The organism is Sphingomonas pollutisoli (assembly GCF_029167165.1).
In the GTDB taxonomy this organism is placed as follows: Bacteria; Pseudomonadota; Alphaproteobacteria; order Sphingomonadales; family Sphingomonadaceae; genus Sphingomonas; species Sphingomonas pollutisoli.
In genome coordinates, this window is record NZ_JARFNJ010000001.1 from 660,654 (window position 1) to 680,458 (window position 19,805).

At 67.8% G+C, this 19,805-nt stretch carries 15 protein-coding genes; 2 read left to right on the plus strand and 13 right to left on the minus strand.

Annotation, left to right across the window (positions count from 1 at the left end; translation table 11 throughout):
• Positions 1-23 precede the first annotated feature (23 nt).
• Positions 24-158: a hypothetical protein gene (locus tag PX554_RS03245; protein ID WP_256326167.1), complete on the plus strand. Its 135-nt coding sequence runs from the start codon at positions 24-26 to the stop codon at positions 156-158.
• Here PX554_RS03245 and PX554_RS03250 read toward each other — a convergent pair.
• Positions 148-1,944: an aminopeptidase P family protein gene (locus tag PX554_RS03250; protein WP_275498881.1), complete on the minus strand. Its 1,797-nt coding sequence runs from the start codon at positions 1,942-1,944 to the stop codon at positions 148-150. The two genes, PX554_RS03245 and PX554_RS03250, sit on opposite strands and share 11 nt — an antisense overlap.
• 128 nt (positions 1,945-2,072) lie before the next feature.
• On the opposite strand from PX554_RS03250, the gene PX554_RS03255 reads away from it, so the two are divergent.
• Positions 2,073-4,136: a S9 family peptidase gene (locus PX554_RS03255; protein WP_275498883.1), complete on the plus strand. Its 2,064-nt coding sequence runs from the start codon at positions 2,073-2,075 to the stop codon at positions 4,134-4,136.
• 430 nt (positions 4,137-4,566) lie between these two features.
• On the opposite strand, the gene PX554_RS03260 is transcribed toward PX554_RS03255, so the two are convergent.
• The 12 genes from PX554_RS03260 to PX554_RS03315 form a co-directional block, all read right to left on the minus strand.
• Positions 4,567-5,706, minus strand: a complete 1,140-nt coding sequence (locus PX554_RS03260) for a GNAT family N-acetyltransferase (RefSeq protein ID WP_275498885.1) — start codon at positions 5,704-5,706, stop codon at positions 4,567-4,569.
• A gap of 9 nt (positions 5,707-5,715) precedes the next feature.
• On the minus strand, positions 5,716-7,104 hold the full coding sequence (locus tag PX554_RS03265; RefSeq protein ID WP_275498886.1) for a glycosyltransferase: 1,389 nt from the start codon (positions 7,102-7,104) through the stop codon (positions 5,716-5,718).
• A 70-nt stretch (positions 7,105-7,174) separates the two neighbouring features.
• The gene (locus PX554_RS03270) at positions 7,175-7,960 is read right to left on the minus strand and encodes a hypothetical protein (protein WP_275498888.1); all 786 of its coding nucleotides are present in this window, start codon (positions 7,958-7,960) and stop codon (positions 7,175-7,177) included.
• 92 nt (positions 7,961-8,052) lie between these two features.
• Positions 8,053-8,364 carry a hypothetical protein gene (locus tag PX554_RS03275; RefSeq protein ID WP_275498890.1) on the minus strand — a complete coding sequence of 104 codons (312 nt, stop codon included), beginning with the start codon at positions 8,362-8,364 and terminating at the stop codon, positions 8,053-8,055.
• A gap of 205 nt (positions 8,365-8,569) precedes the next feature.
• Positions 8,570-9,427: a fumarylacetoacetate hydrolase family protein gene (locus PX554_RS03280; RefSeq protein WP_275498892.1), complete on the minus strand. Its 858-nt coding sequence runs from the start codon at positions 9,425-9,427 to the stop codon at positions 8,570-8,572.
• A complete protein-coding gene (gene lldD, locus PX554_RS03285; protein ID WP_275498894.1) occupies positions 9,424-10,596 on the minus strand; it encodes an FMN-dependent L-lactate dehydrogenase LldD in 1,173 nt (390 codons plus the stop codon). Before lldD ends, PX554_RS03280 begins: the two co-directional genes overlap by 4 nt.
• 10 nt (positions 10,597-10,606) lie before the next feature.
• Complete coding sequence (locus PX554_RS03290; protein ID WP_275498896.1) at positions 10,607-11,338, minus strand: SDR family oxidoreductase; 732 nt, start codon at positions 11,336-11,338, stop codon at positions 10,607-10,609.
• Between the two features lie 37 nt (positions 11,339-11,375).
• Positions 11,376-13,463 (minus strand): right-handed parallel beta-helix repeat-containing protein, encoded by a 2,088-nt coding sequence (locus PX554_RS03295; protein ID WP_275498898.1) that lies wholly within the window; start codon positions 13,461-13,463, stop codon positions 11,376-11,378.
• The gene (locus PX554_RS03300) at positions 13,453-14,295 is read right to left on the minus strand and encodes an amidohydrolase family protein (protein WP_275498900.1); all 843 of its coding nucleotides are present in this window, start codon (positions 14,293-14,295) and stop codon (positions 13,453-13,455) included. The genes PX554_RS03295 and PX554_RS03300 overlap by 11 nt, the downstream gene beginning before the upstream one ends.
• Positions 14,292-15,575, minus strand: a complete 1,284-nt coding sequence (locus PX554_RS03305; protein ID WP_275498902.1) for an MFS transporter — start codon at positions 15,573-15,575, stop codon at positions 14,292-14,294. Before PX554_RS03305 ends, PX554_RS03300 begins: the two co-directional genes overlap by 4 nt.
• Positions 15,572-16,681 (minus strand): mandelate racemase/muconate lactonizing enzyme family protein, encoded by a 1,110-nt coding sequence (locus PX554_RS03310; RefSeq protein WP_275498904.1) that lies wholly within the window; start codon positions 16,679-16,681, stop codon positions 15,572-15,574. Before PX554_RS03310 ends, PX554_RS03305 begins: the two co-directional genes overlap by 4 nt.
• 82 nt (positions 16,682-16,763) lie before the next feature.
• A complete protein-coding gene (locus PX554_RS03315) occupies positions 16,764-19,619 on the minus strand; it encodes a TonB-dependent receptor (protein ID WP_275498906.1) in 2,856 nt (951 codons plus the stop codon).
• Positions 19,620-19,805: the final 186 nt, after the last annotated feature.

Here is a 19,805-nt window from a genome sequence, read left to right on the forward strand (position 1 = left end):
ACGACGTTGTCAAGGCTGATGCGATGAGTGAGAGCAAGGAAACGCGCGAAGAGCGGCTCGCGGCGGCGCTGCGCGAGAATCTGCGCCGCCGCAAGGCGCGCGCGCGGGGCGGCGAATCGGCCGCGCCCGCGCCGCGCGAAGACGTGCCTAGCCGATAGGCGCGCATTTCGCGGCCAGCCACGCCCGCTCCGCCTCGTCCATCTGCGGCGCGAGCACCGCGAGCACCCGCGCGTGATACGCGTCGAGCCACGCCCGCTCGGCCGGGCTGAGCATTTCGGCGACGATCAAAGCGCGCTCGATGGGCACGAAGGTGAGCGTCTCGAAGCCGAGCATCGCCTGCTCGCCCCCGGCGATCTCACGCGGCTCGACCAGGATCAGGTTCTCGATGCGGATGCCGTATTCGCCCGCTTTGTAATAGCCGGGCTCGTTGGAGAGGATCATGCCCGCGCGCAGCGGCTCGGACGGGCCGCCGCCGGGATAGAAAGGCTGCGCGATCCGTTGCGGCCCCTCATGCACCGACAGATAGGCGCCGACGCCGTGGCCGGTGCCATGCGCGTAGTCGAGCCCCGCCTCCCACAGCGGGCGGCGCGCGAAGCCGTCGAGCTGGCCGCCGGTGGTGCCCGGCGGGAAGATCGCGGTGGCGAGCGCGATATGGCCTTTCAGTACGCGGGTGAAGCGGTCGCGCATCTCCTCGGTGGGCGTGCCGACCGGGATCACCCGAGTCACGTCGGTGGTGCCGTCGCGATACTGGCCCCCCGAATCGACAAGGTAGAGCTGGCCCGGCTCGATCGGTGCGTTCGAGTCTTCGGTCACCTTGTAATGCGGGCTGGCGCCGTGCGCGCCGGTCGCCGAGATCGTGTCGAACGAACTGTCGAGCCACACGCCGGTGGCCTCGCGGAACGCCTGTAGCTTGGCGGCGGCCGAGAGTTCGGTCTCGCCGCCGGCCGGCAATGCCGTCTCGGCCCAGCGCAGGAAGCGCGCGAGCGCCGCGCCGTCGCGCGCGGAGGCGGCGCGGTGGCCGGCGATCTCGGCGGGGTTCTTGATCGCCTTCGCCAGCACGGCGGGGTCGCGGAGGGGCAGAACGGTCGCCCCGCCCGCTTCGAGCGAATCGAAGATCGCCGCGACCGCGCGTTCGGGATCGGCGGCGACGCGCCGGCCCGCGAAGCCGGCGAGCGCACCCGCGAAATCGGCGCGGTCGCGCAGCCGCACCGCGTTGCCGAGATGCTGGCGCACCGCATCGTCGATCTTCTCGGGGGCGACGAACAGCTCGGCGGTGCCATCGGCATCGATGATCGCATACGCGAGCGCGACGGGGGTATGCTCGACATCGCGGCCGCGCACGTTGAGCGCCCAGGCGATCGAATCGAGCGCGCTCAGCACCACCGCGTCGGCCTTGCGCTCGGCGAGCCAGTCGGCGATCGCCGCGCGCTTCTCCGCCGAGGATGCCCCGGCGACCGCGTCGTCCTGCACGACCAGCCGCGCGTCGGAGGGCGCGGGGCGATCGGGCCAGACCGCATCGACCGGGTTGGTATCGACCGGCACCAGTGTCGCGCCACGCTCGGCGAGCGCGCGGCGCGCCTCGGCGACCCAGGCGCTGGTGTGCAGCCACGGGTCATAGCCGATCCGCCCGCCCTCGGCGGCATGCGTGCCAAGCCATTCGGCGACGCTGGTCGCCGGCACGCCCACGAACTGCCAGTCCTCCGCAGAGACCTGTTCGCGCACCTGCAGCGTGTAGCGCCCGTCGGTGAAGATCGCCGCCTCCTGCGGCAGCACCACCGCCGTCCCCGCCGAACCCTGGAAACCGGTCAGCCAGGCGAGCCGCTGCGCATAGTCACCGACATATTCGCTCATGTGCTCGTCGGTGAGCGGCACGACGAAGCCGTCGAGCCGGTCGCGGGCAAGCTGGTCGCGAAGGGCGGCGAGGCGGGCGGAATAGGTCGACATGAAGCGGTCCTGCGGATGGCGTGCGGAAACGCATAGTGTATGCGCGGGCGCACGGCGACGCGAGGGCTTTCGCCCGCTTCCCGTGGGGGCCATTGCCGCCGGCCCGCCCGCACCCTAGGTCTGCGCGCATGACCGAGACACCCAAGCCGCCGATCGCGGCGCGCCGCCCGCACAGCTTCACGACGCACGGCATCACCATCGAAGACCCCTATGCGTGGCTCAAGGACGCGGGCTATCCCGACGTCACCGATCCGGACGTGCTCGCCTATCTCGAGGCGGAAAACGCCTATTTCGAGAGCATGATGGCGCCGCACCGCCCGCTGGTCGACCGGCTCTACGAAGAGATGAAGGCGCGCATCAAGGAGGACGAATCCTCGGTGCCGCAGAAGGATGGCGACTGGCTGTACTGGACCGCGTTCGAGACCGGCGGCGAATATCGCAAATGGTGGCGCAAGCCCGTCGCGGGCGGGGACGACCAGCTCATCCTTGATGAGCCGGCGCTGGCGCAGGGCAAGGAATATTTCCGGCTCGGCACGCTGTCGGTGAGCAACGACGGCAAGCTGCTCGCCTACGCGATCGACGACACCGGTTCGGAGCGGTTCGAGCTGCGCGTCAAGAACCTCGAAACCGGCGAGCATCTGCCCGACGTGATCCCCGGCACGCTGTCCGAGATCGTGTGGACCGCCGACGACAAAGGCTTCCTCTACGGCCTCGCCAACGAGCAATGGCGCACCGACAACGCCCGGCTGCATTGGCTCGGCACCGATCCCGCCGACGATATCGAACTGTTCCGCGAGGCCGACGAAGGCTACCGCGTCGGCATTTCGGAGACGAGCGCGCGCAACTGGATCATCATCGCGACCGGCGATCATGTGACGAGCGAAGTCTATCTGCTCCCCGCGCATGATCCGCTCGCCAAGCCGCTGCTCGTCTCGGCGCGGCAACCGGGGCGCGAATATGATGTCGATGAGCATGACGGCACGCTGTTCATCCACACCAACGATGCCGATCCAATGTGGCGGCTCTGCACCGCCGCGATCGACGCGCCCGGCGACTGGCAGGAGCGGATCGCCCCCTCCGCGCATTTCTACATGACCGGCGTGTCGTGCTTCCGCGATTTCTTCATCGTCGATGGCCGCGAGGACGGGCTCGATCAGGTCGAAATCCACCGCTACGATCCGACCATCGCCCCGCAGCGCATCGTCTTCCCCGAGGCGAGCTATGACGCCGGTCTCGGCGACAATCCCGAATATGCGATGGACGTGCTGCGGCTTGGCTATGAATCGATGGTCACGCCGGGCACCGTCTATGATTACGACGTCGCGACCGGCGAGATGACCGTGCTCAAGGTGCAGGAAATCCCCTCGGGCTATGACGCGGGCAAATACCGCACCGAACGGCTCAAGATCACCGCGCGCGACGGCACCGAGGTGCCGGTGTCGATCGTCTATCCCAAGGACTTCGTGAAGGACGGCTCGGCGCCGCTCTATCTGTATTCCTATGGCGCCTATGGCCACGCGATCCCGCCCGGCTTCTCAACCGGGCGGCTGTCACTGCTCGATCGCGGCTTCGCGTATGCGATCGCCCACATTCGCGGCGGCGACGATCTCGGCCAGCAATGGTATCACGACGGCAAGCTCGAAAAGCGCACCAACACGTTCAACGATTTCGTCGATGTCGCGAAGGGCTTGATCGCGCAAGGCTGGACCAGCGCTGGCAAGATCGCGATCGCCGGCCGCTCGGCGGGCGGCGAGCTGATGGGCGCGGTGGTCAATTCCGATCCCGAATTGTGGGGCGCGGTGATCGCCGACGTGCCGTTCGTCGATGTGCTCAACACGATGCTCGACGCCGACCTGCCACTGACGCCCGGAGAATGGCCCGAATGGGGCAACCCGATCGAGGACAAGGCCGCGTTCGAGCTGATCCGCAGCTATTCGCCCTACGACCAAGTCGGCGCGCACGCCTATCCGCCGTTGTTCATCTCGGGCGGCCTCAACGATCCGCGCGTGACCTATTGGGAACCGGCCAAATGGGCCGCCAAGCTGCGCGCCACTAAGACCGACGACAATATCCTGTTCCTCAAGACCAACATGGGCGCCGGACACGGCGGCAAATCGGGCCGGTTCGAGAGCTTGCGCGAGGCAGCGGAGGAACATGCCTTCGTGCTGTGGCAAATGGGAATCGAGGCGTAGACACCGTTCGTCCCGAGCGAAGTCGAGGGACGGACGAGAGAGCAAGTGCCTCGACTTCGCTCGGCACGAACGGGGGAGTGCGCTAAGCTGACATCACCCGGCCAGCCCTTTCGGCCTCACACCCGGCACGAGCGGTTTGACGGCGCCACAATACACCGTTCGCACTGGGCGCGGTCGAAGTGCATGCCAAACAGCGCGGCGCTTCGGGGCGCGTGCTTCGACTACGCTCGGCACGAACGGGGGCGATGCGCCGGGCCGACATCACCCGACCAGCCCTTTCGGCCTCCACGCTCCGCACGAGCGGTTTTGACGGCGCCACGATACGCCGTTCGCACTGAGCTTGTCGAAGTGCGTGCCACGGGCACCGCGCTCCCGGCGCGTGCCTCGACTTCGCTCGGCACGAACGGATCGGAGGTGGCGAGGCGGAGCGTCACGCCTTCCGAAACGGCGTAAGCTCCGCCAGAGACTCCTGATCGCTCTCCACCGCCGCCCGTTCGCGCACCAGGAAATCGGCGACGGCGCGACGGAAATTGGGGTCGGGGATGTAATGCGCCGACCAGGTCGGCACCGGCGCATAGCCGCGCGCGAGCTTGTGCTCGCCCTGCGCGCCCGCCTCGACCACGGTCTTGCCGAGCGCGATGGCCGCGTCGATCGCCTGATAATAGCAGAGTTCGAAGTGGAGGAACGGCACCTCCTCGGTACAGCCCCAATACCGCCCGTACAGCGTGTCCGCGCCGATCAGGTTGAGCGCGCCCGCGATCGGCCGGCCGCCGCGCTCCGCGAGCATCAGCAGCACCTTGTCGCCCATCCGCTCACCCAGCAGCGAGAAGAAGCGGCGGGTGAGATAGGGCCGCCCCCATTTGCGCGAGCCGGTGTCCTGATAGAAGGTCCAGAACGCATCCCATGCCGCTTCGGTGAGGTCGCCCCCGGTCAGATGGCGGACGGTGATGCCGCCTTCGAGCGCGCCGGCGCGCTCCTTGCGGATCGCCTTGCGCTTGCGGCTGGAAAGCGCGCCCAGAAAGTCGTCGAAGCAGGCGTAACCCTCGTTACGCCAGTGGAACTGCGTGCCCTCGCGGATCAGCCAGCCCGCCGCCTCGAACAGCGGCACCTGATCGGGGGCGACGAAGGTCGCGTGCGCGGAGGAGAGGCCGTGCTGATCGGTGACGGCTTCGAGCGCGGCGATCAGCGCGGGCGCGTGGGCCGCGTCGCGCAGCAACAGCCGCGGCCCCGGCGCGGGCGTGAACGGCACCGCGATCTGGAGCTTGGGGTAATAGTCGCCGCCGGCGCGGCCATAGGCATCGGCCCAGGCGTGATCGAAGACATATTCGCCCTGGCTGTGGCTCTTCGCGTAAGCGGGTGCGATCGCGACCGGCGTGCCGTCACCGCCTTCGACCAGCACCGGCACCGGCTGCCAGCCGGTGCGCGCGGTCGCGCTGCCCGAGTCCTCGAGGATCGACAGGAAGGCGTGGCTGAGGAAGGGATTGTCCTCGCCCGCGCACGCATCCCAATCGGCGGCGGGCACCGACGCAACACCGTCGGCGAGTCTGGCGGTGACGTCGGCTCTGCTCACCGGCCCAAGCTAGGGCGTGGACGCGGCTTTTCCAACCGCCGTCTGCCCGATCGGCCAGCACAGCAGCAGAAGCAGGAACGGCGTCACGAAATCGCGGTGGCGTTCGCCGAATTCGAACCACACGCCGAACAGCGCGAGCTGGAGCGCGCATGCGGCGATCAGCAGCAGCAAGGCGCCCGGCACCGCGCGCGATCCGGCGCGCCACGCGGCGAGCGCGAGCAGCGCGGCGTGGCTCAGATGTGAGACCGGCCAGAGCACCGCCGCGAGCGTGCGCCCGATCGTCGGGCTCATCGCCTCCAGCCGTACCACGCCGAAGATGCTCACCCCGCAGGCGCGCACGAATTTGGTGAGCGTGAGGCGCACGAAGCCCGCCGGATCGCTCCTGATCCAGTCGACCGCCAGCGCGGCGGCGCGCTTGCCGACGATGATCTCGGGCAGGTCGCGCAAGCCGGGCGGATATTCGATCCAGTTGCCGGTCGCCTGCGCATTGTTGCCGACCCACAGGCTCAAGCCCCCCGCGCTGGTCAGCGGCACGAACATCCCGAACACCAGCCAGTTGCGCGCCCACCACGGCAGCATCACCAGCACCGCCACCGGCAGCGCCATCAGCCCGCGCCGGATCACGCTCCTGATGCCGATCCGCCGCGCGAGCATCAGCCCGATCAGCGCGGCGAGCGGCGCCTGCCCTGGCTGCGTCAGCGCGAGCAACCCCGCGAGGCCGCCGAGCACAATCGCCGCGCGCCAGCCTTTCCCCTGCCCCAGCCACGCCAGCGCAATCGCGAGCACCAGCAGCGCGCAAAAGCCTTCCTTGGCGGCGAGCGGCGCGGAGAGGACGACGGAGGGCCAGATCAGATACAGCCACGCCGCGCGGCACCCGGCCGCGCCGCTGCCGAGCCGCGCGCCGAGCAGTGCGATCAGCATCGCCGCCGCGCCGTCGATCAGCGTGCCGAACGCCAGCAGCGAGCCGGTCGAGAAGCCCAGCACCGCGCCCCATCCGGCCAGCAGCAACGGATAGAGCGGCGGGTAGAAAGCGCGGCAATAGAGGTTCAGATAGCTTTCATAGACGCCGAAATCGCCGTGCAGCACGAGGTTGCGCGCGAGTTCGACATAGGCGTGCGGATCGCCCGGCGAGATGCGCCCATCGGCGAGGGTCGCGGACCCGAACCGCAGGGCGGCGATGACGAGCGCCATGCCGATCAGGCTCGCCGGCCCCGGCCGCCGCGTGAGCGCGCGCACCCCCGCCGCCGCCGCGCCGGCCCAAGCCCCGAACAGCAACACCCCGCCCGCGGACCAGCCCCAACGCGCCCCGAACCCCGGCAGCGACACCAGCGCATAGACGAACAGCGCCGCCAGCACCGTCGCCGTCACGACGCGCAGCGGTGATCGCGGGATGCTCACGCGTCGATACGCCGATCGGGCATGGCCGGGCTGTCAGTTCCCGAAGGCGGTTGCGCGGCCACGTCGCGGCCTATTCGGTCCGCTCGCCACTCAGATAGGGCAGCAGCCGGACGCGGGGGAAGACATCGTCGAGCGGCTTGGTGTCGGGCAGGATATAGACGACGCCGCCGGCCTTCTGGAACAGCGGGCGTACGTGCTTGGTGTAGAAGCTCGTGCCGACGTTGATGCAGCCGAAGCTGATGCGGTTGTCGTCGGGCGTGGGCGAGAGCAGCCGCGCGACGCGGTGCTCCTTCTTGTTGGTGGTGATGACCGCGTGGAGCGCGACCGAATTGGCATAATCGACCCACAGCACCTGCGTATGGCCGAACGCCTTGCCGAACTTGGCGACGAAGCGGCCCGCCGGCGTGGTCCGTTCGGCCGGGCCGATCTGGGACAGGTTCTTGGCACCGACGCCGGGCGAGGAATCGTCGCCCACGCCCATGCCGAGCAGCACCGGCGTCTGCCCGATCACCTCGCCGTTCGCCCGGAACAGGAACAGCATCGCCGCCTGCTTGTCGATCACGATATAGGGGAGCGAACCATTGTCATGTTCCGCCGCGATCCAGCCGAGCACGCGGCCGACCGAATCGGAAGGGGTGATCGTCGGCGCCGGCCGCGATTCGCCGGCCTTGGCGGTGGCCTTGCGCTTCGCCGCGGCCGAAGGCTTGGCCTTGCCCCTGGCGACAGCGCCCTTTGCCGGGGCCTTGCCCTTGGCGGGAGCCTTTTTCACCGCGGGCGCGGGTTTGTGTGGAGTGGTCGGTGCCGCCAGGACCGGCGACACCGACATTCCGAGCAGCACCGCAGGAAGCAAGCCCATGCGGCGAACGATACGAAACGACCCTGTGAACATGATAGCCTTGTTCAACAGAGCCGTTCGCGAATGCAACTGTAATTAATGGCTTACCGCGATCAGCCGCGCGGCCTGCGCTGGCGCCGCTGCTGCTGTTGCTGGATCTGCTGGTCGAGCCCGTCGACGCGGCCCTGGAGCTGGTCGATCCGCTGACCGTTCTGCTGTGCCTGGCCAGCGGCCGCCTGCGCCTGCGTGAGTGCCTGGCCAGCGGTGCCTTCGACGGTATGAAGCCGCCCGTCGATGCCGTCGATCCGCGAATTGACGGTGGCGATCTGGCTGTTCACATAACCCTTGGTGGCGCAACCGCCGAGGCCGACCGACCCGAGCAGGATCATGGCGGCGGCTGAAGTCTTCGAAGGCATTGAAAGCATATACGCACCTCTACGCGAAGGTTGGGGTGCGAGAACGAAGCTCAGACCTCCGGGCTTGGCAATTTGTAATGGGTGAGACGTGCGCCGAACGCGGTGGAAGGCTTGATTGGCATCAAGAATGTTGTCTGGAGAAGTACCGAATCGGCGAACGCTAAGACCGGGGAATCGCGCGAGCACCCGTCGGACGGGCACCCGCACGCCTCCGTCAGCGCCGTGGCGCCGCCGCGACGCAGGTCTGGCGCTGCTCGCCGAGGCCGTCGATCCCGAGGCGGATCGTGTCACCCGCCTTCAGATACCAGGGCTCCGGCTTCTGCCCCAGCCCCACGCCCGGCGGGGTGCCGGTGGTGATGATGTCGCCCGGCTCCAGCGTCATGAAGCGCGAGCAATAGGCGACGATCTGCGCGACCGTGAAGATCATCGTCGCCGTGGTGCCGTTCTGGAGACGCTCGCCATTCACCTCGAGCCAGAGCCCGAGCGCCTGCGGATCGCCCACTTCGTCGCTCGTCACCAGCCACGGGCCGACCGGGCCGAAGGTCGGAAAGCCCTTGCCCTTGTCCCAGGTCGGGCCGCGCTCGGTCTGCCATTCCCGCTCGGACACGTCGTTGACGACGCAATAGCCGGCGACATGCGCGAGCGCCTCGGCCTCGTCGATATCATGCGCGGCGGTGCCGATGACGACGCCGAGTTCGACCTCCCAATCGGTCTTGGTCGAATCGCGCGGGATGGTGATGGGGTCGTTCGGCCCCTGAAGACAGTTCACCCATTTGTTGAACACCACCGGTTCGGACGGGATCGGCAGGTTCGATTCGGCGGCGTGATCGGCATAATTCAGCCCGATCGCGATGAACTTGCGCGTGCCGGTGACCGGCACCCCGTAGCGCGCGCCCTCGGCGGCGAGCGGCAGCGTCTCGATCTCCACCGCGCGCAGCCGCGCGAGGCCCTCGGCGGACAGGACCGTGGCGTCGATGTCGGCGACCACGCCCGAAAGGTCGCGGATGCGGCCGTCGGCATCGACGACACCCGGCTGCTCGGCGCCGGCCGGGCCAAATCGGCAAAGTTTCATATCATAGTCCTTCTGATCGGATCGGAGGGGTAATCGGCGAGGATCGTGCGGTCGAGCGCGTCGGCGCGGTTGCAGCCGGCCAGCGTCATGACCACGCGCATTTCCTTTTCGAGCATCGACAGCATGCGGTCGACCCCCGCTTCGCCCTGGGCGGCGAGCGCCCATAGCCAGGCGCGGCCGAGCAACACGCCGCGCGCGCCGAGCGCGAGCATGCGAACCACGTCGAGCCCCGAGCGGATACCGCCATCGGCGAGGATCGTCATCCGGTCGCCCACCGCGTCGGCGATCGCCGGCAGCGCGCGCGCGGTCGACAGCACGCCGTCGAGCTGCCGCCCGCCGTGGTTGGACACGACCAGCCCCTGCGCGCCGTACGCCGCCGCGTCGCGCGCATCGTCGGGATCGAGGATGCCCTTGATGACGAGCGGGCCGTCCCAAGCATCGCGCAGCCAGTCGAGATCCTTCCAGCGGATGCCGGGATCGAAATTGGCGGCGAGCCAGCCGATGTAATCGTTCATGCCGCTGTCCTCGCCCAGCACCGGCACGAGATTGCCGAGCTGGTGCGGCCGCCCGCGCAGGCCGACGTCCCACGCCCAGCCGGGCTTGCCGAAGGTCTGCGCGATCCGTCGCATCGGCCCGTTCGCGCCCGACATGCCCGAATGGAGATCACGGTGGCGGATGCCCGGCGTCGGCATGTCGACGGTGAAGACGAGCGTGGTCGCGCCCTGCGCCTTGGCGACCGCGATCAGATCGCGCATGAAGCCGCGATCGCGCACGACGTAGAGCTGGAACCACAGGTTCACGTCGGGCGCGCCCGCGCGCAGTTCGGCGAGCGGGCAGATCGCGACGGTGGAAAGCGTGAAGGGTATGCCGTGCCGCGCCGCCGCCCGCGCCGCCTGCACCTCGCCACGCCGGCGGAACATGCCGCCGATCCCGATCGGCCCGAGCGCGACCGGCAGCGGCAGGCGGTGGCCGAACCATTCGGCGGACAGGTCGATGTTCGCCACATCCTGCAACACGCGCTGGCGCAGCGCGATGCCGGCGAGATCGGCGACGTTGCGGCGCATCGTATGCTCGGCACCCGCGCCGCCATCGGCATAGTCGAACAGGAAGCGCGGCAACCGCCGCCGCGCGGCTTCGCGGAAATCGTCTATCGCCGCGATGATGGTCATGCGAGCGCACTCACGCCATCGTCCAGCCGCCGTCGATCGCGATCGCGCTGCCGGTGATATACCCGCTCTCGTCGCTGGCGAGATACAGCGCGAGCTGCGCGATCTCCTCAGCGGTGCCGATCCGTCCCATCGGCTGGCGCGCGATGAAGGCGGCACGCGCCGCTTCGGCGTCCCCCGTCGCGGCGAGCCGCTCGTCGAGCGAGGGCGACTGCACCGTGCCCGGGCAGATCGCGTTGCAGCGGATGCCCTGGCCGACATAGTCGAGCGCGATCGAGCGGGTCAGCCCGACCACCGCGCCCTTCGAAGCGCAATAGGCGAGCCGGTTGGGCACGCCGATCATCGCGCCGGCGACCGAGGCGATGTTGACGATCGCGCCGCGCCCCGCCGCCAGCATCGCCGGCAGCACCGCCTGCGTCATGCGGATCGTCGCGCGGACGTTGAGATCGAACGACAGATCGAGGCCGCGTTCGGTGACGCTGAGCAGATCGCCGGCATCGACATAGCCCGCGCAATTGACCAGCGCATCGAGCGTACCCGCCGCCTCCCCCGCCGCCGCGACCGCCGCCGGATCGAGCAGATCGGCGACGCGCGTGTCGCAGCCGGCCAGCGTCGCCAGCGCCTCGGCCTTGAGGTCGAGCGCGATCACCGACGCTCCCTCGTCCACGAACAGTTCCGCGATGGCGCGGCCGATCCCCTGCGCGGCTCCGGTGACGAGTATGCGCTTTCCAGCGAGACGTGGCATGGATTGACCTTCCTTCAGCAATGTCTGGGCGATGCGCTCAGGGTTTTTCGGGTTCGATACCCGCGCGCGCGATCACGTCCTTCGCCGCATCCGGCCAGGCACCCGGCGCGACCGCGAGATTGTCGATGTCGCGGTTGTTGACATAGGGGGTCCACGCGCCGGTACGCCGCCCGGAATCGTGCCAGTTGCCGATCGCGGTGTTGTCCATCGCGGTGCGGCGCGGGGCGATGTCGAGCTGCGAGTTCATGTTGAGCCACACGCCGACATTGCCGATCACGTTGTTGCGCAGCGTGACGTAGCGCGAGCCCTCGTCCAGATACATCGCGATGCCGTCCTTCACATCATAGATGTAATTCTCCGCGATCAGCGCGCCGGGATCGGCAGAGAGATGGTAGATCGCGCCGCCATCGGGGAACCATTGCTTCACGTCATGCACGCGGTTGCCGACCACGACGCTGTCGCGCAGCGTCGTCGGCGTGTCGTACATCAGATTGCCGGGCTGGTTGTAATAGCCGCGGTTTGCCGTGAGATACGCCGCACTCCCGCCCGGATCGTTCGCGCCCCAGCCCCAGCCGATGTCGATCCCGTCATAGGGCGCGCCCGAGACGTCGTTGTGCCACACCACCGCCCCGCTCGCATAGGTGACGAGGATCGCCGCCTGCTCGCGGTAATGCTGGGAGACGGTGCGCACCAGATTGTTGCTGATGAGGATGTCGCGCACGCTCATCTCGGGGCGCGAGGGATGATGCGCGTCGGGCCGCACGCCGCCCACCATGATCGCCCCGCCGGCGAGATCGGTGAAGCGCGAGCGGCGCACGTCGATCGCGCTGGTACCCAGGCCGATGCCGCTGTCGTTGGCATCCGGGTTGTTGCCGATGCCGAGCGCGATCTGGCCGAGCTGGGTGAACTCGTCGTGATCGAACACGATCCGCGTCGCCGCCGCGACCTGCACCGCCGCCGGCTGCTGGCGCCAGCGGTTGCGCATCGCCTCGAACGGCCAGCATCCCCACGAACAATCGCGGATCGGATCGTCGGGATAACCGGCCCAGTCGCCCGCCAGGAACGAACCGCTCTGCTGGCTCGCATAGCCCTCCGGCCCCGAGGGCAGCAGCCAGCTCGTGTGGCGGAAGCTCAGGCCGCGAAACTGGAGATCCTTGATCGTCTCGTCATAGCTGCCGGCGATCGACAGCAGCAGTTCGAGGCGCGGCAGCACCACCTCCAGCCGCTTCATGTCCTCACCCGTCGCCGGCTTGTAGTAGAGTTTTCCGGCGGTCGGATCGGCATAATATTGCCCGGACTCGCGCAGGAAGCTCAGCGCATTGACGAAGAACAGCCCGGCATTGTCGCCCCAGACCGACCGCGCGAACGTATCATAGCCGACCAGATTGTTGCGCCAGCCCGGCTGCTGCATCACGATGCGGTCGCCCTCGATCCGCTCGACCATCGCGTGACGATCGGTGAACCAGCCGGTCGCCTCGACCTCGATCCGGCTCTGGTCGGGCAGGTTCGCCAGCGAACGCCACTTCGGGTCGGTGATCTCGATGCCGGTCTTGTCGAAGCGGAATGCGCTGCGCGGCGCGCGCACCGCCGCACGCGGGGCCATGTGCCCGCCCACCCACAATTGGCGCGGATCGATCCCGCGCGGGATGTCCGCCACCCAGATGCCGCGCCTGGCGTCCGCGAGTGTCCAGCCGGTGACGGGGGTACCGCCCGAGAGGATCGGATGCGCGCCCGGCGCCGCCTCCCAGCGCACCGTATAGCCCCCCTGCCCACCATCGGCGGCGGTGAAGCGCAACGGCGCGGTGAGGCGATAGACACCGTCCGCCACCCGCACCGTCACGTCATGGTCGGCGTTGAAGCGGCGCACCGCCGCCTGCGCGCGCGCGAAGGTGGCGAAGGGGTGCGCCGCGCTGCCGTCGCCCTCGTCCGACCCCTGCGGCGACACCGACACGATGACCGGCACCGGATCGGGACGGCGCGAGATGTGGATGGCGCCCGCCGTATGCTCCTTGCTGGCCACGGGCGGCACGTAGGTCGGGATGTCGGCCGAAGGCTGGACCTGCGCCGCGACGGGCGCGGCGGCGATCGTCAGCGAAGCGACGAGCAGAAACCGATTATGCCGCATCCGCAGTCTCCAAAGCATAGAAATCGATCGCGGCGCCCGCGAACAGCCGCTCAAGATCGGCCCCGGCGCGCGCCGCGAGACGCAGCGCATCGTCGTGCCAGTGCCGATAGGCGTCGCCCGAGAGCAGCAGCACCGGCCAGTCGCTGCCCCACATCAGCCGTGCGCCAAACGCGCGCACGAGATGCTCGACATAGGGCATGAGGTCTTCGGCCGGCTGGCCAGGCGCCTGCTCGGTCCGCAGCCCGGACATTTTGCAGTGCAAGCCGAGGCTCGCCAGCGCCGCGATGTCGTCTCGCCACGGATCGAGCGTCGCGGTGGCGGCATAGGGCTTGGCGGCATGGTCGATCACGATCGGAAGGTCGGGCCAACGCTCCGCGAAACGTGCGAGCATCGGCAAGTGGCGCGGCTGCACCAGCGCGTCGAGCCGCAGTCCCGCCGTCCGCATCGCCTCCAGCGCGGGGACGAGCGCGTCCTGTAACAGCCAGTCGGTGTCGGCGATCGATTGCAGCATCGGCCGCAGCCCGCGCAGCTTGGGCCGCTCGGCCAGCGCGAGGATGCGCTCGGGCGCTTGCGCGTGCGCCAGATCGACCCAGCCGACCACCGCCTGGACCAGCGGGGTGCGCTCCGCCAGCGCCAGCATCCAGTCGGTATCCGTGTCGGTCGGCTGCGACTGGACGAGCACGCTGCCGGTGAGCGGCAGGCCGGCCGCCGCCATCACCAGATCGTCGGGGCCGAAGTCGCGGTGGATGTCGGCCTCGGCGGCGGTCGGCCATTCATGGCCAACGGTCGCGAGCGACCAGAAATGCTGGTGAGCGTCGATCAGCCGCATCATCGCACCGACCGGATCGGCAGGACGAGACAGGCGCCGACCACCACGAACAGGGCCGAGACGACGAACAGCAGCGGGTAATTGTTGCCGGTCGCGTGCAGCAAAGCCGCCGCCATCACCGGGCTGAGGATCTGCGGCACGTTGATCGCCGTCGTCAGGATGCCGAGATCCTTGCCGGTCGAATCTTCCCCAGGCGTGGTTGGCGGAAGGACATGAGTCATCAAGGCGAGATCGACCGACATGAACGCACCGTAGCCAATCCCGATCAGCCCGGCATAGAGGAACATCCCGCGCAGATCGGGCGAGAGCAGCGGCGCGATCTCCGCCAGCGCCATCACGAGCCCGGCGATGAACACCAAAGGCTTGAGCCGCCCCAGCCGGTCCGACAGCCAGCCGGACAGCAACCCCGACACGACCAGCGCGACGAACGTCACCGAGGACATGCGCGCGATCGTCAGATTGGCGGCGCTCTGGGTCAGGCCGATATGCCCTTCGAGGATGTAGAGCAGATAGGTCAGGATCGCCTGATAGCCCATGTAGATCGAGAAACGCCCGAGCAGCGCCCAGGCGAAATCGGGATTGGCGCGCGGATCGATCCAGAACCCGCGCAGGAACGTCGCGATCCGGAACGGCGCTGGCGCGCTGAGCGTCGCGGGCAGCGGCGGCTCGGGATTGAGCGCCACGAAGGCGAGGCAGGCGAGGATGATGCCGCCGCCGACGATCGCATAGGCGACGAACAGGTGCGCCGCGAGCAGCCCGCCGAAGATCGTGCCCGCCGACACGCCCGCCGTCATGCTCGCGCCGACCACGCCCGATACCATGCCGCGCTCGTTGGGGCGGAAACGATCGGCGACGATCGTCGTGATCGACGGCTGCATCGAATTGAGGCTGACCGTGGCGACCAGCCACAAGGCGGTGACGCCGACGATGCCGCCGCCGAACGGGATCAGGATCGTCGCCACGCCCCCGATCACGCCGCCGAGCACGATCCACGGCGTCCGCCTGCCGAACCGTGATCGCGTCCGATCGGACAGCGCGCCCGATACCGGCGTGGTGATGGTGCTGAACACCGACGTGATCGCATAGACCACGCCGAGCGTCGCCATCTTGCCGGCGGGATCGAGGTTCTCGATCTGGTTGGGCAGCAGCACGCCGAGAATAGATGCATACAGCGTGAGCAGCACGAAGAAGACCACGCCCAGGCTGACGATCAGCCGCCACTTGCCGCCCCCGCCGACGGGAACCGCGAGCGGTTCCGCCTCGATCCCGGCCTGTGCGGTCACGCCGCCGCGCTCGTCACATGCGGGAGCGCGCCGCCGTTTGCGCGCGCCGCATCGGACAGCACGAGGCCATGCCCCGGCGCCTCGCGGCCGTGGATCAGGCCGTCGGCCATCGCATAGGGTTCGTCGACGAGATGGTCGAAATTCTGGAAGCTGTATTCGAGCCACCGCACCCCCGGCAGCGCCAGCGCCATGTTGACCCCGAGTTCGAGGAACGTGTTGCCGAGCGTCACCTCGACGTTCGCCTCGTTGGCGAGCCAGCCGGCGCGCATCACGTCCGACACTTGCCCGTGAACGTTGAGCATGTCGCAGGCGCGCGCCTCGATCAGTTTGCGCTTGCCGGTGAGGTCGAGATATTCGCCCGCGTTGATCCGGCTGATGCCGAGATGCCGCAGCATCTTGAGCCCGTCGATATCGTCGCGCGGGATCGGGTCTTCCAGCCAATAGATGCTGTGCCCGGCGCGTTCGAACAGCCGAACCGCCTGGATCGTCTCCTGCGCCGTCCACGCCTCGTTCGCGTCGATCATCACCGGGCGATCGGTGCCGACCGCCTTGCGCAGCAGATCGAGCCGGTGGAGATCGCGTTCGAGATCGGGGTGGCCGACCTTGATCTTGTAGCCGAGGAAACCGCGCTCGCGGGCGTTGCCGAACAATTCGGTGAAATCATGGTCCGACAGATGGTAATCTAGCCCGCTCGCATAGACGCCCACCGCGCTGCGCTGCCCGCCGAGCATCCGCCACAGCGGCAGCCCGGACTGTTTGGCGAACAGATCCCAGATCGCGTGCTGGAGCGATTCCTCGAACGGCAGCCCCATCCGCCGCGCGTTGCCGCCGCGCACGCGCGTGACCGCCAGCGCGAGCGCCGCGGGATGGCGCCCTTCGAGCGCGGGCCAGGCTTCCGCCGCGAAGATGCGGTCGATCTCCCCCGCGTCGGGCAGCGACGTGAACAGCGACTGCGCGAAACCGAGGCCGACATTCCCCTTCGTGTCGATCAACTCGACCGCGACGAGCTGCGCGGTGGTGGCGCGGACCTGCGAGTCACCGATCGTCCGGTCGCGCTCGAAAGCGAGACGCGTGAGACGATACGCGACGATCGGCATTGAAGACATTTCTTACTTCCTCTTTGATATATCAGTGTCTGTGCCGCAACGCGGGCGCGGAGGCAAGCCGCGCCGGCGGATTTCCCCCGCGTCAGAATCTCACGCGCACGCCGGCATTGTACCGCCGCCCGACCCGGCGGTATTCCTGGGTGTTCTCGATCACGTTGGCGTAGTGGAACTCCTTCGAATCGGTGAGATTGGTGGCATTGCCGGTCAGGATGACGTTCTTGGTCAGCGAGATCTGCAGCCCGGCATCGAGCTGATCGTAGCTGTCGCTGAACTCGGGAACACCCGTCTGGGTCTGCGGGGTGACGAGATAGCCGTCGCGCCGGGTATAGGAGGCCCTGAGCTGTATCGGCCCCTTCTCGTAGAAGGCGACGGCGGTGAAGGAGTTCTTCGAAAGTCCGGCGAGCGAATAGGACGTCGAGGCTTTCGCCGCGTTCGTATAACTCGCGTTGCTGTCGGTGTAGGTATAGCTCAATTGCGTGCCGAACCCGCTGAGGATGCCGGGCAGGAACTTGAACAAGGTGCGATAGCTGAGTTCGACGCCCTTCACGGTCGCGCCCTTGCCGTTCACCGGTTGGTCGATGATGAACGTGACTTGGTCGACCGGCTGGGTGCTGACTCCGCGCGTGATGAACGAATCGATCGACTTGTAGAAGAACGTCGCCGACAGCAGCGAATCGGGATTGTAATACCATTCGAGCCCGGCTTCGGCCTGCGACGCGCGGAACGGCTGAAGATTGGGGTTGCCGCGCGAGATGCGCTCGTTGCCCGGATTGCTCGTGATCGTCTGCGCCGGCGAGAGATCGGTGAGCGTCGGCCGCGAGATCACGCGCGACGCGGCGGTGCGGAAGATCAGCGTCGGCGTGATGTTGAGCCGCGCGTTCACCGAGGGCAGGATGTCGGTATAATGGCCCTTGAAGCTGAGCGGGGTCAGCCCCGACAGCACGATCACGTTCTGGCCGGTGCCGTTGGGCTTGGCGCTCAGCACCGTCTGCCCCGCGCCCGAGGAACTGAAATTGGTATCCTCGATCCGCACGCCCGTGTTGATCGCGAACGGGAGGCTGCCGAGATCGCCCTTGAACTCGGCCATCAGATAGCCGAGCGCGACCTTCTCCTTCACCGAGGAACTGGCGGCGGGATCGCGAACGATCGGCAGCAGATTGCCGCTGTGCAGCGCCGGATCGGCGGTGCTGTTCAGCCCGATCATCGTCTGGAACAGATTGGCCGCGTTGTAATCGACCCAGTTGGAAGTGTTGCCGCCCGCCGCGCCATCGAAGAAATTGTATGTCGTCGGCGTGAACACGCTCGACGGCACGGACACGTCGCTGCCGCAATAGGCGCAGGCGTTCGGCTCGGTGAACCCGGTCGTGTTCTTGGTGCGCGACGAATAGCCGACCCCGCCATAGATGGTGATCGCGCCGCCGTCATAAGAGCCGTCGAGATGCCCCTCGTTGATCGTGTCCTCTAGGTTCTGCCCTTCCGAGGCCATGTAATGCGCGAGCCGGTGGTTCACGTCGGTCGCGGCGTTGGCATAGCTCGGGTTGCTGACGGTGAAGCTCGCCAGCGGCGACCCGGTGTTGCGGTCATAGGTGTAATCGATGTGCTTGAGCCGCGACGTGGTGAACAGCGCCGCCGCATTGTCGTACTTCGCCTTGGTGGTATCGAGATCGAGCGCGAGCGTGAACGGCCCGCTGTTCCATTTCGTGTTGAAGCCGAACAGATAGGTGGTGGATTTGGCCGGCCGGTCCTCCACGACGACATCGACCGTGCCGTCGCGGAAGCTCTCGGACGTGGCGGTTCCGCCGACATGGACGGTCCGGCTCTGCCCGCCGACGATCTCGGTCGTGTTCGTGCCACCCGACACGACCTGATTGACGAGTGTGCCGCCGCTGAAATCCGGGGCGATGCCCGAGCCGTGATAATGCTCGTCATCATGTGAATAGAGGCCGTCGAGGGTGAGGACCAGGTTGCTGGTCGGCTTGAACTGGACGGTCCCATCGACGCCGATCCGCTTGCGATGCGAGAATTCCACCTGGTTGATGAAGTTGTGGTACATGTCGACGTTGCGGAACAACGTCACCTTGCTGGTGTCGATGCGCGGCGCGCACCCGCCGGCGGTGACGGCGCCGACGCACAGGCCGCCGCCGCTGGCGCCCACCGAACCATAATAGCCGTCGTCGAAACTGCGCGGGTACGAACTCGCGCCGACCGAGAAATTGTCGGTGCGCTCGTTGCGTTCGTCATACGAGCCGACGAGCGAGACGCCCAAGGTGCCCGACGCGTTCTTCCACGTCACATATGCCGCGCCCGACGGAGTCGTCTTGTTGCCGAGCTCGTCGATGTTCGCGCGCAACGATCCGCCGCCATAGAAGCCGGTGCGCTGCTCGAGCGGACGCAGCGTGTGGATATCGACGGTCGCGCCGATGCTCGCGCCGTTGAGGTTGGCCTGCGGGCTCTTGAACACGTTCGCGCCCGCGATCAGTTCGGACGGCAGGATGTCGAAGTTGAACTCGCGCCCGGCGGTGTCGGTGGCGATGACGCGGCCGTTGACCGTGACCGTGTTGAACTGCGGCCCCAGCCCGCGCACCGTGACGCCGTTGCCGACGCCGCGATTGCGATCGATCGTGATGCCGGGCACGCGCTGGAGCGATTCCGCGACGTTCTGATCGGGCATCTTGCCAAGATCCTCGCTCGCGATCGCATCGACCGAGTTGACCGCGTTGCGCTTGATGTCGATCGATTGCCGCTGGCTGGCGCGGATGCCCGAGACGATGATGTCCGCCGCGGCATCGGCGGCCGGGTCGGGCGCCCCTTGCGCTTCGGCGCCCGGCGCCGCGCCTGCGCCACCCCCCGCCGGCGATTGCGCCTGTGCGGTGGACGCCAGGACGAAGGCCAAAGCCGTCACCGCGACGCCGGCGCAAAACCGTGGATCAGTTCGCATCCTCTACCTCCCAATATTTTTAATTGCATATATCAATATATGGACTCTGAAATATGTCAACGCGTGTTGCGCGATTGTTTCTAGCCATTCTGGAGGTCGATCTGAGTGCCGTGAAATCGTTGATCCGGGCATTCGCGCGCGAGGATCGCGGTGCTGGAAGCGGACGCGCGACGCACCCGCGCCGCT

Coding starts and splice junctions, on each gene's coding strand:
- PX554_RS03270 (WP_275498888.1), bottom strand. CDS start 7,960: ATGGGCTTGCTTCCTGCGGTGCTGCTCGGAATGTCGGTGTCGCCGGTC.
- PX554_RS03315 (WP_275498906.1), bottom strand. CDS start 19,619: ATGCGAACTGATCCACGGTTTTGCGCCGGCGTCGCGGTGACGGCTTTG.
- PX554_RS03290 (WP_275498896.1), bottom strand. CDS start 11,338: ATGCCACGTCTCGCTGGAAAGCGCATACTCGTCACCGGAGCCGCGCAG.
- PX554_RS03280 (WP_275498892.1), bottom strand. CDS start 9,427: ATGAAACTTTGCCGATTTGGCCCGGCCGGCGCCGAGCAGCCGGGTGTC.
- PX554_RS03295 (WP_275498898.1), bottom strand. CDS start 13,463: ATGCGGCATAATCGGTTTCTGCTCGTCGCTTCGCTGACGATCGCCGCC.
- PX554_RS03300 (WP_275498900.1), bottom strand. CDS start 14,295: ATGATGCGGCTGATCGACGCTCACCAGCATTTCTGGTCGCTCGCGACC.
- PX554_RS03275 (WP_275498890.1), bottom strand. CDS start 8,364: ATGCTTTCAATGCCTTCGAAGACTTCAGCCGCCGCCATGATCCTGCTC.
- lldD (WP_275498894.1), bottom strand. CDS start 10,596: ATGACCATCATCGCGGCGATAGACGATTTCCGCGAAGCCGCGCGGCGG.
- PX554_RS03310 (WP_275498904.1), bottom strand. CDS start 16,681: ATGTCTTCAATGCCGATCGTCGCGTATCGTCTCACGCGTCTCGCTTTC.
- PX554_RS03245 (WP_256326167.1), top strand. CDS start 24: ATGAGTGAGAGCAAGGAAACGCGCGAAGAGCGGCTCGCGGCGGCGCTG.
- PX554_RS03255 (WP_275498883.1), top strand. CDS start 2,073: ATGACCGAGACACCCAAGCCGCCGATCGCGGCGCGCCGCCCGCACAGC.
- PX554_RS03250 (WP_275498881.1), bottom strand. CDS start 1,944: ATGTCGACCTATTCCGCCCGCCTCGCCGCCCTTCGCGACCAGCTTGCC.